Annotated in this window: 13 protein-coding genes; 10 read left to right on the top strand and 3 right to left on the bottom strand. The window is 26.7% G+C overall.

The features are described from left to right. Positions 1-2: 2 nt before the first annotated feature. From nusB to ccmE, 7 genes are all read left to right on the top strand, one after another. A complete protein-coding gene (nusB, locus tag HL033_RS00580) occupies positions 3-524 on the top strand; it encodes a transcription antitermination factor NusB (protein WP_218194178.1) in 522 nt (173 codons plus the stop codon). Positions 525-546: 22 nt separating this feature from the next. Then, positions 547-3,405, top strand: coding sequence for an excinuclease ABC subunit UvrA (gene uvrA / locus HL033_RS00585; protein ID WP_218194179.1), 2,859 nt, complete (start codon positions 547-549; stop codon positions 3,403-3,405). A gap of 345 nt (positions 3,406-3,750) precedes the next feature. Then, on the top strand, positions 3,751-4,113 hold the full coding sequence (gene ndhC / locus HL033_RS00590; protein WP_218194180.1) for an NADH-quinone oxidoreductase subunit A: 363 nt from the start codon (positions 3,751-3,753) through the stop codon (positions 4,111-4,113). Continuing rightward, positions 4,104-4,625, top strand: coding sequence for a NuoB/complex I 20 kDa subunit family protein (locus HL033_RS00595; protein ID WP_218194181.1), 522 nt, complete (start codon positions 4,104-4,106; stop codon positions 4,623-4,625). Before ndhC ends, HL033_RS00595 begins: the two co-directional genes overlap by 10 nt. Positions 4,626-4,786: 161 nt before the next feature. Then, positions 4,787-5,329, top strand: a complete 543-nt coding sequence (locus HL033_RS00600; RefSeq protein WP_410522106.1) for a complex I 30 kDa subunit family protein — start codon at positions 4,787-4,789, stop codon at positions 5,327-5,329. Between the two features lie 597 nt (positions 5,330-5,926). Continuing rightward, complete coding sequence (gene surE, locus HL033_RS00605; RefSeq protein WP_218194183.1) at positions 5,927-6,688, top strand: 5'/3'-nucleotidase SurE; 762 nt, start codon at positions 5,927-5,929, stop codon at positions 6,686-6,688. A 102-nt stretch (positions 6,689-6,790) separates the two neighbouring features. After that, positions 6,791-7,210: a cytochrome c maturation protein CcmE gene (gene ccmE, locus HL033_RS00610; protein ID WP_218194184.1), complete on the top strand. Its 420-nt coding sequence runs from the start codon at positions 6,791-6,793 to the stop codon at positions 7,208-7,210. A 497-nt stretch (positions 7,211-7,707) separates the two neighbouring features. Here ccmE and pyrF read toward each other — a convergent pair whose 3' ends face one another. The 3 genes from pyrF to leuS all read right to left on the bottom strand — a co-directional run bounded on the left by pyrF (position 7,708) and on the right by leuS (position 12,131). Next, complete coding sequence (gene pyrF / locus HL033_RS00615) at positions 7,708-8,391, bottom strand: orotidine-5'-phosphate decarboxylase (protein WP_218194185.1); 684 nt, start codon at positions 8,389-8,391, stop codon at positions 7,708-7,710. Next, positions 8,384-9,166 (bottom strand): TatD family hydrolase, encoded by a 783-nt coding sequence (locus HL033_RS00620; protein ID WP_218194186.1) that lies wholly within the window; start codon positions 9,164-9,166, stop codon positions 8,384-8,386. The genes pyrF and HL033_RS00620 overlap by 8 nt, the downstream gene beginning before the upstream one ends. A gap of 484 nt (positions 9,167-9,650) precedes the next feature. Beyond that, on the bottom strand, positions 9,651-12,131 hold the full coding sequence (leuS, locus tag HL033_RS00625; protein WP_218194187.1) for a leucine--tRNA ligase: 2,481 nt from the start codon (positions 12,129-12,131) through the stop codon (positions 9,651-9,653). A gap of 429 nt (positions 12,132-12,560) precedes the next feature. On the opposite strand from leuS, the gene HL033_RS00630 reads away from it, so the two are divergent. The 3 genes from HL033_RS00630 (at position 12,561) to HL033_RS00640 (ending at position 14,022) form a co-directional block, all read left to right on the top strand. Then, positions 12,561-12,881, top strand: a complete 321-nt coding sequence (locus tag HL033_RS00630; RefSeq protein WP_218194188.1) for a helix-turn-helix domain-containing protein — start codon at positions 12,561-12,563, stop codon at positions 12,879-12,881. Positions 12,882-12,954: 73 nt separating this feature from the next. After that, positions 12,955-13,332: a DNA-directed RNA polymerase subunit omega gene (rpoZ, locus tag HL033_RS00635; protein ID WP_218194189.1), complete on the top strand. Its 378-nt coding sequence runs from the start codon at positions 12,955-12,957 to the stop codon at positions 13,330-13,332. A gap of 54 nt (positions 13,333-13,386) precedes the next feature. Then, positions 13,387-14,022, top strand: a complete 636-nt coding sequence (locus HL033_RS00640) for a Smr/MutS family protein (RefSeq protein WP_218194190.1) — start codon at positions 13,387-13,389, stop codon at positions 14,020-14,022. The last annotated feature ends 85 nt before the right edge of the window (positions 14,023-14,107 follow it).

Below are 14,107 nucleotides of genomic sequence, written 5' to 3' on the forward strand. Positions count from 1 at the left end.
TTATGCAAAATAATAAATTATCATGGCACTCTCAAAAAACTGCAGCTAGGTTTCTTGCAGTTCAGGGTGTATATTCAATGATGTTTATTAATTATTCTCCTGTAGATATTGATAATTTAATCGATTATCTACATGAAATGCAAGAAGTACTCAACTTAGTAAAGGCTGACAATAAACTTCTATCAAAAATATTAGAAACTATTATTGATTATTCTTCCAATATAGATGATATAATATCACAGCATCTTAATGAAAAATGGTCTATACAGAGATTAAACTTAATTAGCTTAGCAGTAATAAAAACAGCAATATGTGAATTAATATGCTATGATACTGATGCGGGAATTATAATTAATGAATACGTGAATATTTCTTCGTCCATTTTAGAAGATACGGAAGTAAGTTTCGTTAATGCTATATTAAATAAAATAAAAATAGTACACCCAGTTGATATATTACGTGTAAATAATGATATATTAAATAATGTTACTAAATCTATGACAACAGTTATTAATTCACTGTAAGCTTTTGTATGGTAATCTATAAATGAATAATCTTATATGTATACGCAATGCTAGGGAACATAATCTCGACAATATTAGTGTAGATTTGCCTAAAAATAGTTTAATTGTTATAACCGGAGTTAGTGGATCTGGTAAGTCAAGCCTTGCATTTGACACAATATATGCTGAAGGACAAAGAAAATATGTTGAAAGTTTATCTTCATATGCACGACAATTTTTAGATTTATGTCCAAAATCAGATGTAGAATCAATAACTGGTCTTTCCCCTGCAATATCAATTAATCAAAAATCTTCTTTTAGAAATCCACGCTCAACCGTGTCAACAATTACTGAAATTTACGATTATTTACGTTTGATGTATGCTAAAATAGGAATCCCTTATTCTCCAACAACTGGTAAGCCTATATTTCGACAATCAGCATCTCAAATTATAGATCATATTTTCAATTTACCTATAGGAACAAAAATTGATATACTTGGAATGATCATAAAAAATAAAACAGGTGACTATTTTAAAGAAATATACAATGCAAAAAAACAAGGATATACTCAAGTAAAAATTGATAGTAAAATATATGATATTAATCATATTCCACAGTTAGATACAAATAAAAAACATAATATTTATGTGATTATAGATAGAATATTAATTACAGAAGATAAATCTAATCGTATTCCTAAAAGTGTTGAAAATGCATTAAAAATTGGTAAAGGAATAATTCATATTGAAATAGTAAACTTACCAAAAGAATACTATGATAAAAAGTATATTAATAATCAAATTTTAGTCTTTTCTGAACATTTTGCATGTCCAGAAACAGGGTTTTCTATTAATGAAATAGAACCAAGATTATTTTCATTTAACACTATTTATGGCTCTTGTAAACATTGTACCGGATTAGGGAAAAACTTCACTACTGATGTAGCTCTCGTGATACCTAATGAACAGCTTTCAATACTTGAAGGTGCAATACATCCTATAGGCCCAATAAACCCTTCAAGTATACATTATAAACCTAAAAATATTATAAACTTTAGCAGTTATTATACATCAATAATTATATCTTTATCAAAATTATTAAAGTTTGATCTATCATTGCCATGGAATAAATTATCAGATTCAATTAAAAATATTATATTATACGGTTATAACAATACTGATACTTCATCAATCAATAATAATTTTGAATTTAAAGGGATTATCAACATTTTAAATACTAAATCAGACATTGCTATTGAAAAAATATCCGAAAAATATTCTACTATCACTACATGTCACCATTGTAATGGATTAAGATTATCACCAGAAGCACTATCAGTAAAAATAGATAATAAGAATATTGGTGAATTATCTTTACTATCAATAGATGAAGCAATGTTATGGTGTAAAAATCTACCATCTAAACTTACAAATCAGCACAAACTTATTGCTTGCAAGCTATTAGATGAAATAATAAAAAGATTAACTTTTTTACAAAATGTAGGACTAGGATATATTACTCTTAATCGTGAATCCAAAACTTTATCTGGAGGAGAAAGCCAAAGAATAAAATTAGCATCACAAATCAGTTCCGGTCTAACAGGAGTATTATACGTATTAGATGAACCGTCAATAGGACTGCATCAACATGATAATAGGCTACTCATTAATACATTGAAAGATCTCAGAGATTTAGGTAATACAGTAATAGTAGTTGAACATGATGATGAAACCATGATGAATGCAGACTATATTGTAGATATAGGACCTGGAGCAGGTCCACATGGAGGCAAATTAATAGCTCAAGGTACTCCAATAGCTATTATGAATAATCCAAATAGTATAACAGGACAATACTTAAGCTATCAAAAATTAATACCATTATTTAAAAAAAATAAAATTTTTAATAAGTGGATTGAAATCAATAAAGCTTCTACAAATAATTTACGTAATATAGATGTAAAAATTCCTATTGGTGCATTTACATGTATAACCGGAGTATCAGGAAGTGGTAAATCAAGCTTAATAACTAATACTTTATATAAGTATGTTATGAATAAACTACATGATGTACATTATTCTTATGCAGGATGTAAATCAATATTAGGATTAGAAAATATAGATAAAGTAATAGAAATTAACCAGTCGCCCATTGGGAAAACCCCTTTATCAAATCCTGCAACTTATATAGGTCTTTTTACACATATTAGAACATGGTTTGCAAGTTTACCATTGTCTAAAGCAAGAGGATATACTATAAGTAGATTTTCTTTTAACACAAAAGGCGGGAGATGTGAAGCTTGTAAAGGAGACGGTTCTATAAAAATAGAAATGCATTTTTTACCAGACATGTATGTTAAATGTGAAGAATGTAAAGGATTAAGATATAATCGAGAAACTTTAGAGGTAACATATAAAGATAAATCAATAGCTGATGTTCTAAATATGACAGTTGATCAATCAGCAGAATTTTTTAAAAATTTACCTATAATAAAAGAAAAACTTACATCTTTACAAAATGTAGGAATGGGGTATATTACAATAGGGCAATCTTCCACTACACTTTCAGGCGGAGAAGCACAACGTATTAAATTATCAAAAGAATTATCAAAAAGATCAACTGGTAGTACTTTATATATACTAGATGAGCCAACTACCGGATTACATTTTAACGATATTAAAAATTTATTACACGTTTTACACAAATTATCTGATTTAGGAAATACTGTAATAGTTATTGAACATAATTTACATGTTATAAAAACTGCTGAATATATAATTGATATAGGCCCAGGCAGTGGAAAAAATGGAGGACAAGTAGTAGCATATGGATCTCCAGAAGAAATCGTTACAAAATTTCCCGAAAGCCTTACAAGTAAATATCTTAAATCATATCTTTAAATATAACACGTCTATAAAACTTTTGTTTTACTCTTTACATAATAGACAGAAAAATTTACCATGGATATTAATTCTTATCATTTTACATTGTGCTTATATCATAATAATCATTCCTTTATAAAAATACCATACATTATAATTACTTTTTCTGATTACTTTCAATTACTAAGTAATATAGTATTACAAAAGACAACTTTTCTTTGCATAAATATGAATCACTTAATACATAAGTATTATGTTAATAATATTTACAAATATACTATTTTTTAAATTATTAATAATTGACATAAGAAAAAAAATTTGCAAAAATTAGAATTTACTTATTAGTTAGTTAAGAAGTGCAAGATGCATAAAGTTAATGAGTATTTGCCTATATTAATTTTTCTAGTTATTTCTGGTTTTATATCATGCTTATTTACAATATTACCAATGTTTTTAGCAAATAGCAGTTTTACTTTTGAAAAATTATCCCCTTATGAATGCGGATTTAATCCTGTTGGAAGCTCAAGAAAAGTATTTGATGTCAGGTTTTACTTGGTGGCTATATTATTTATCATATTTGATCTTGAGATCGCATTTTTATTTCCTTGGTCTATATGTTTATCTAATATTGGAATAAATGGATTTTTATCTATGATGATTTTTTTATCTATACTCACTATTGGATTTATTTACGAATGGAGTAAAGGTGCATTAGAATGGAAATAAAAAAAATACAAAAGCAGGACTTAAATTTACAAGAAGAGTTCTGGCAAAATCATAATAATCAGGGATTTATAGTAACAAAGTTCTCTGATTTAGCACAATATGTAGTCAAATGGTCACGTTCTGGTTCATTATGGCCAATGACTTTTGGACTTGCTTGCTGTGCAGTTGAAATGATGCATACAGCTGCTAGCCGTTATGACTTAGATAGATATGGTGTTATGTTTAGAGCAAGCCCAAGACAAGCGGATGTTATGATTGTAGCAGGTACTCTTACCAATAAAATGGCTCCCGCCTTGCGAAAAGTATATGACCAAATGACAGATCCAAAATATGTTATTTCAATGGGAAGTTGTGCTAACGGAGGAGGATATTATCATTATTCTTACTCTGTTGTTAGAGGATGTGATAGAATTGTACCTGTAGACATATACGTACCAGGATGTCCTCCAACTGCAGAAGCGCTATTATATGGAATTTTATGTTTACAACGTAAAATTACCCGTAAAAAATAAAATTTATTAAAACACCGCTATAATTTTAAAATACATATAAACTTATCTTATAATCCTAATATTATTAGCTAAATGATAAAATCATTATTTACCATATATCATTTATACATATATAATGTTTTTGTAAGGTTTCAAATTATAATAGGAATAAAATGTCTATCATTAATGAATTTATTAGTCATATTTATATTTCTTTAAATCAAAGCTGTAAATTAAGAAATGATAGAATATTAGAGATACAACTAACTAATGAATCATTATATGATAGTATGCTATTTTTACGCAATGACTCTAAAATCAGATGCAAAATCTTAACAGATATTTTTGCTGTCGATTATCTAGATAGACTTGAGTTAGTATATATGCTTTTAAGCATTTATTATAATGTTAGAGTTTGTTGTAAAATATCACTAAACAAAGGTGAGCATGTTCCATCTATTACCAAGATTTTTAGCACTGCAGAATGGTTTGAAAGAGAAGTATTTGATATGTATGGAATAATTTTCAGCAATCATCCTGACTTACGCAGAATATTAACAGATTATGGATTTCAAGGACACCCCATGCTAAAAGATTTTCCACTTAGCGGATATACAGAAGTAAAATATGACTTGGCTACACAATCTGTATCATATCAACCTATAGATTTACCTCAAGATTTTCGCAATTTTGATTTTTTATCTCCATGGAAAGGAGAAAAATAATTTCCTTATAACATTTACTACACAATAAATTTAAATGCTTTTTTATAATATACAAAATATTATAATAATTAAGGTATTGTCTCTAAAAAAACTATATAATTAAGTATTATAATCAATTCATACAATACCTTTTAATCAATATACTATTTACTTATCCTCAACAAACTTATAGGCCATTCTTAACACATTCAATACTTGCATCAGATTTATATAATAATTTTCTTACATATAACTACCATTAAACACTAAACTACCGCTTATATTAACATACTTTATAATTTACTAAATAACATAATAATATCTACCATAACATTAGCACAAATTATTTTAAAACTAAGCTTTATCAAGCATATAATTTTACTAGAATTATACCTATGCTGAACTAGTTACTTATACACCCTTTTTAATAAGGGCCTTATAATATATGTTACTATATTATAAATCCATATCTAATATGTACATTCTTCTTACTATAAAATATATCTGTAAATGCCTTGCAATTAAGGGTAAAATTCATTATGATTTTGCATAAACATTAAGTCACCTTGAAAAGATATTATTAATGCTTACGGCTAATAATTTTAAAAGGATGCAAATATGAAGATATTATTAACTAATGATGATGGGTTCCATGCTGAAGGAATTAAAGTTTTGCAAGAAATTGTATCAAATATTGCATCAAAAATATGGGTAGTGGCTCCTGCCGAAAACTACAGCAGAGCAAGCAGATCCATAAATCAAAATGTACAAATCAATGTACAAAAAGTAAGAGAAAATGAATTTATAGTGCATGGCACTCCAGCAGAAAGTGTTTTTATAGGCTTACGAAAGATTATAAATGAAAAGCCAGACCTTATACTTTCAGGTATTAACCACGGGTCAAATGTTGGCAATGATATAATTTATTCCGGCACAATAGGTGCAGCAATAGAAGGTGCAGTAATGCATATCCCATCAATTGCCATTAGTCAGGCATATCAAGATCAAACTATAAAATGGGAAAATTCAAGAAAATTTTTACTAGATATCATTCATAAATTAATGAATAACACTAACTGGAAAAAATCAACTACCATAAGTATCAACATTCCATGTGGAGATGTAAAAGGTATTCAATTTGTTGAACAAGGAGCATATTTTTCCTGTAACAATATAGATGTTATACAAACAGACAATTATAGTCAATCCTATGTTATACGTGAAATTTCACCTAAAAATCAATATTATAAACTTAATAACAGGAATATAGCAGCACTATATAATGGCTATATAGCTATTACACCAATAAATACTGATATGACAGATTATAATATGTTAAATTCCTTAATTCAATTTAATGACAATCAACAATGTATTTAATACTTGCATATTCTATAAGTTTATTAGCACTTTTTTGTCTTAGTGCTGTTATAATTGTTGATTACTTAGCTAGTAAAAAAAAATTAGATAAAATTATTAAAGATGAAACAAATACATAAAAGGTTACTATTTATAATAATATCTTTCACTCTTTTTGGAATTGTAATACTCATAGTATTAACCCAACTCAAAAGCAGTATTTCTTTTTTCTACACAATAAATGAAGTATTATCTGAAAAAATGGTAAATAACAAAGGAACTTTTCGTATTGGTGGAATAGTAGTCAAAGGTAGTATTAAAAAAAATAATAATACTATTACATTTAATATAACGGATTTAACTCAAGAACTTACAGTAATATATCAAGGAATATTACCACCATTATTTCTCGAAGGCAGCAATATTGTAGCAAAGGGACATATGAGTAATGGTGTATTTATAGCTCAAGAAATATTAGCAAAACATGATGAAAATTATATGCCAAAAAAATACAATCTCTCAACTAATAATAAAAACAATTAAAAAAAATTATTAATACAACAGCAAATTAAAAATAATATCACTTTTACAAAAAATAAAACATTCATCAAAAAAAATAATACGGTCATAAAAAAACATTATTGAAAAAATAATCAAAGATAACGTACAATGACAAAAGAAATCCTAAAAAAATATCCTAACATATATCAATATGAATTTAAGAATGTTTTCATATAAAATTAATCTTATTAAGAACATTAATATATATAGTAACAAAAATATTTTATTATCAATACAAAGTACTTTCACATCACATTTGCTTTAAAAACAACATATAATAACTAATACCATTAAAATCTTTTTTTGTTATAAAAAAGTAAATCAAGAGAATATTCAAATTCAAAACTAGCTGTAACATAAAACACCACAGTATTCCATAACAGCAAAAGAAACTTAAAAAAAATCAACATAAAACACAACTATTAATAGATTTAATATGGCTATTCTGACTATTTTGTATTATGCAAATTTATAACACATTAGCTATATATATTACTTAAAATATTTTCTATCGTACAAATTGGATCATGACTTTGAGTAATTGGACGACCTATTACTAAGTAATTTGCACCATCTAATATTACTGTCTTAGGATCACTAATTCTTTTTTGATCACTATCATTATACATTATACGAATGCCTGGTACTATTAATTTTAAGTCACAATATTTATTACGTATTTCTTTAACTTCATAAGCAGAACACACTATGCCTTTTAATCCAGAATTAACCGCTAATTTTACCAAAGAATCAACATATACACTCGTATCTTGATAAATTCCCACATCTCTTAAATCATTATTATCAATACTTGTTAAGACAGTAACACCAACTAATAAAATAGTGCTATCAAGTAATACATCCATAGCTCTAAGTATCATTTCTTTGCCGCCACTTATATGTATAGTCATCATTTTTATGTTAAGATCTTTTATTATACTAATAGCCCTTGCAACAGTATTTGGAATATCATGAAGTTTTAGATCCAAAAATATAGGAATATCTAACTGAGACATCACCTTTACACCTGATATTCCATGAGCAGTAAAAAATTCCAATCCTAACTTAATCATAGATACTTTACCTTTTATCAATTTTGCTAATTGAATTGCATTATCTATATTTGCTGTATCTAAAGCACATATAATAGGATTATCAAGCATTATAATCTAATGAACATTTATTAAATAATCTAAAAAAATTTTCAGTTGTAATTTTACTAATATCATCGATATTTTTATTATAAAGTTTCGATAAATACTCAACTATAATTCTCGTCATAGCAGGATGATTTTTTTGACCTCTATAAGGTTCAGGACATAAAAATGGAGAATCAGTTTCAACTAGAATCTGCTGCAAAGGTACCATTCTTGCGATTTGCTGTAATTCTATAGCATTTTTAAAAGTTAATATACCTGAAAAAGAAATATATAACCCTAAATCTATAACATGCATAGCAAGATCTTTTGATGATGCAAAACAATGCATTACTCCTTTAAATTCTTTTAATTTCATTTCTGATGTCAAAACTTCCTTCATTCGCATATCAGCATTTCTTGAATGAATAATAACTGGTAAATCCACTTTACGTGCAGCATCAATATGCAGCAAAAAGCTTTTTTCCTGTTTATCATGTGCATCATATTTATAAAAATCTAATCCTGTTTCACCTATACCAATAACCTTTTTATTATTTGCTAGATCTACCAATTTTTCTACGGAAATAGATTCCCCTTCAGCACTATTAGAAGGATGTACGCCAACAGAAGCATATACCTGCTTATACTTATTTGCAATTTCTAATAAATTAGAAAATTCACTAATAGTAGTACAGACAGTCTGCATTAATAATATACCTTTTTTCTCAGCTTCATCTATAATGTATTGAATTTCATCAGAAGAAAAATAATTTAAATGACAATGCGAGTCTACTATCATAATACCTAATTTTAAAAATACAAAAATTGTTACTTATATAATACTTTTATCACAGTAAACAGCTATAAATATTATACAATCACTACACTCTATAATAAAGATCTATTCATAAGCTATATCAAAACATCAATAAATAAATATTACTTACTCTCAAACTGTAAAGACTCATTACAAACAACCAATTCATCATTAAAAGCATCAATACAAATATTACCTACTATAAAACTAATGAAACTTTAATACAAAATGATTAATTTATCACCAAAAGTATTACAGATAAATGTTTTACCGAAAAATAATTTAATTATACCTTATTTAGATATCATACTACTAATTTACAAAATTATTTAATAATGATCATATAGGTAATTCATCATTTTTATTATTACTACATTAAAGCATATTAATATAACCTTTATCATATCAGTTATAATCTCTATATTTTATTCTATATTCAAAATATATTAAGTTAAGCAAGTGATAACTATTCTGTTATAATGTTCACTACTTTATTAGGAATGATATAAATATCTTTTACTTCTTTATTAGTTATTTTATATTTAACTACATCAAGAGACATATTTTTTAACATTTCATTATCTACATTAGAAGCAACTACTAGTGTTTTACAAAATTTTCCATTTACCTGAACAACAATTGTTACATTATTACTTATCAATAGCTTCATATTAACATTAGGCCAACTTTTATTACACAACATACCATCTCCTCCTATTAACTCCCATAATTTTTCTGCAATATGTGGAATAAACGGCTCTACTATCCTGAGTAAAATAAACACTCCTTCATTTATGACTGAATAAGAAATAGTTTGCTGCTCTATCATATTAAAAATTATATTTGTCATTTCTCGAAACTTTGCAATCACACAATTTAGTCGATAATATTGCAAATCACTATTAACACCATCAAGTATTCTATGTATATGAGAAAGATACTCTAACTCATGATTACTAATCTCACTATTATCAAATTTAGTATTAATTTTATCATTAGTACTTATAATATCCCATAAACGATTAATATATTTCCAACTACCTTTTACTCCATCATTTGACCAATCAACATCACGATCAATAGGCGTATCAGATAATATAAAAAGTCGAACTGTATCTGCACCATATTTTTTGATAATCTTAGTAGGATCAATAACATTTTTCTTAGATTTACTCATTTTCTGTGATCTTCCAGTAAAAACATATTCCCCTTTACGCATCATTTCTTTGGCTTCATCAGGAAATAAATAATTACCATTTTTATCTTGGTAAGTAACATGACATACCATGCCTTGTGTAATTAAAGTAGAAAATGGTTCATTAACACTAAAATACCCACATTGAGTCAGTATTTTACAAAAAAATCTTGAATATAATAAATGTAAAATTGCATGTTCTATTCCACCTATATAACAATTTACTGGTAAAATTCTATTACATGCTTCTTTATCTATTGCGTTATTCATTCCACAAAATGCAGCAAAATACCAAGAAGATTCAAAAAAAGTATCAAAGGTATCTGTCTCACGTTCAGCATCTGCCCCACAAATATGGCATTTAACATATTTCCAAGTAGGATGATTAGCTATAGGATTTCCCATTTCACTAAAATCTATATTTTCTGGCAATACAATTGGTAGATCTTTTTTATCTACTGGAACAATACCACAATGATTACAGTATATAACAGGGATAGGACATCCCCAATAACGTTGTCTAGATATTCCCCAATCATGTAACTTATAATTTACTGTACGTTTGCATTTATTCATTAACTCAAGTTTTGCAATAATGCTTTCTTTTGCATCATTAACTACCATTCCATTTAAAAAATCAGAATTACCTAAAATTCCATCTCCTATATAAGCTTTTTTCTGAATATCAATATCATTACAACTAGGAAAAATAACTTGAATAATTGGCAAATTATACTTTACAGCAAATTCAAAGTCTCTTTGATCATGAGCTGGACATCCAAATATCGCTCCAGTACCATAATCTGATAATACAAAATTAACAACATAAATAGGTAATAATTTATCTAACAAAGGATGTTTAACTAGTAATCCTGTATTAATCCCTACTTTTTCATCTTTATCTAAAGTTCTACATGACAATTGAGTAATACTTCTTATATCTTCTACAACATTTAAATCTTGTATCAAATCTAAAACAGAATGATCAACCGACACTGCACAAAATGATGCCCCAAATAACATATGTGGCTTTGTAGTAAAAATTTCTAAATTTCTATTATAACCTACTATATCAAAATCTATTACTACACCTTCAGATTTACCAATCCATTGTTCTTGCATTAACTTGACTTTTTCTGGCCATTCCTTCAATTTTGTAAGGTCATTTAACAATTCTTCTGCAAAATCAGTAATTTTTAAAAACCACTGTGATAATTTACGCTTTTCAACTAACGCTCCAGATCTCCATCCTCTACCTTCTATAACCTGTTCATTGGCTAAAGTAGTTTGATCTACAGGATCCCAATTAACCCATGACTCTTTACGATAAGCTAACCCAGAATGTAAAAAGTCAAGAAAAAATTCTTGCTCATACCTATAATACTCTTGATGATGTGTTGATAATTCCTTTTCCCAATTATAAGATAACCCTATAGACTTAAGTTGTACTCGCATATTATCAATATTATTTTCAGTCCATTCTCTAGGGTGAATACCATAAGAAAGAGCTGCATTTTCCGCTGGCAATCCAAATGCATCCCATCCTATAGGATGCAAAACATTAAACCCACAAGCACGCTTATATCTAGCAATAACATCACCAATCACATAATTACGTAAATGTCCCATATGTATATTACCAGAAGGATAAGGAAACATTTCTAACACATAATAATCAATTTCCTGATTTTTAATTTTAAAATTCCATTTATTCTGAATTTCTTTTTCAGTTAGCTCAAAATCATAATTCATTATTAATCTCGTATAAATTTTATACCTTATTGTACATCCATAACATAATCACTACTAAATATTCACCATGTAATACATAATAATTATGTTACTTATAAAAAACATATTTAAAAAAAATAAAAAAATTTATTTAACATTACATAACCATATATTATAACAAAATTCCTTCATCAATATTCATAAAAAATATTTCTAATGTAACTAGAAAGATATACTAATATCATAAGATATAATATATTTTCTTTCATATTTATTAAATTATTAATATAATGAATATAAAAATATATCTATTCTATAAAAATTATACATATATATTTTATATATATAAATAATAAGCTTATTTTATATAAAGTAATTTAATACTATTTTTTAATAGCATAATAAAAAATATGAATTTTCTAATTATTTTTATTAAATGAGGAATTATATATGAAAAACAACGAACATAATGGACAAAAAATTAAGTTTCAAATATTAAATATCATAAAAGAAATAATACAACTCAATCATTGGAATCAAATGACTGCTGCAAAAATTTTAGGCGTAGATCAACCAAAAATTTCTCAGATTATTAACGGTAAAACAGCAGGATTTTCATTAGAAAGACTGCTAACTTTTTTATTAAAACTAAATTGTAAAATTGATTTATCAATATCGACTCAAAATAATTCAGGATTAATTCATGAGAATCAATCAAAAGATAACTTAGATTACATAAATTTAATAATACTGCCACAGGAAAATCTTTGAAATAAAAAAGAGCATATTGCATAATTTTATTAAAACGATATAATTGCCTATATAAACTTATAATATTTTAACCATGAAAAAAACTACAATTGAAGACTGCTCTTATCATTCCAATAATCGCTTTAAATTAGTCATATTAGCAAGTCAAAGAGCACATGAATTAAGTTCAGGATCTCATTCAATAACAGATTATCAAAGTAGCAAGAATACCGTTATTGCTTTACATGAAATAACAGAACAAAAGTTAAATATTAATTCTCTTTTTAATTTAGCAGTACAAAGATGTAAAAAATACCTAGAGGGCTTTATCACTACTGATAATGTTTTACATAATAGTAAGCAAGATATTAACATCTTTAATAATAAATCTAGTAATCAGCGTAATATTGAATCCAACTTTATAAGCCAGGATCAATTTTTATCAGGCAAAAACAATAATTTAAATAGCTAATAAGGAATTCATGGATACTAAAATTTTATGTTATTATTTTAATTAAAAAGTGCTATGATAAATAATCAGCAGGACACCTCATGGCAGAGTATAATAAGTGATACACGTCCCTCAGTAAGTAAAAAAATACAGTATCAAAAACACAATAGCAATACTCCTAATATTATTCAGAAAGAATATTTTAGCAAAAGTTTTAAAAAAGATACTATATTACTAAACACCAACAAATCATCACATGAAAGATTAACAACATACCCACATAAAGCAATATTACCGTATTATTACTGCAATAATGAACCACGCATCAATGTTCAAGAAAAAAATTACAATATAGAATCCGGCACTTTTAACAGTATCAGTAATAGTACAAAGGTAAAAATAGATCAAGGTAAATATCATATAGATAGTATACTTGATTTGCATGGTTATACTCATGATGAAGCATATTACCAATTATTAAATTGTATTACAAAAAATTACGATTTAGGTAATAAATGTTTACTTGTGATAACTGGATGGGGAAGTAAATTCTCTGGTCATAATAGCATTAGAAACAGTTTACATAAGTGGCTACAAAATGATAAAATAGCTAATTTAATGTTATATTACAAGCAAGCTATTGCTGCTCATGGAGGCAAGGGAGCGTTTTATTTATTACTTAAGACTAAAGATAAATACTCTCGTTACTAAATAAGCTATAATTTATAAGAACACATATGTAAAATAAAACATCATAAATAGTCTTAATTTATGTAAGGATTACAAAAATCTAAGT

This window comes from Neoehrlichia mikurensis (assembly GCF_019186785.1).
Classification (GTDB): domain Bacteria; phylum Pseudomonadota; class Alphaproteobacteria; order Rickettsiales; family Anaplasmataceae; genus Neoehrlichia; species Neoehrlichia mikurensis.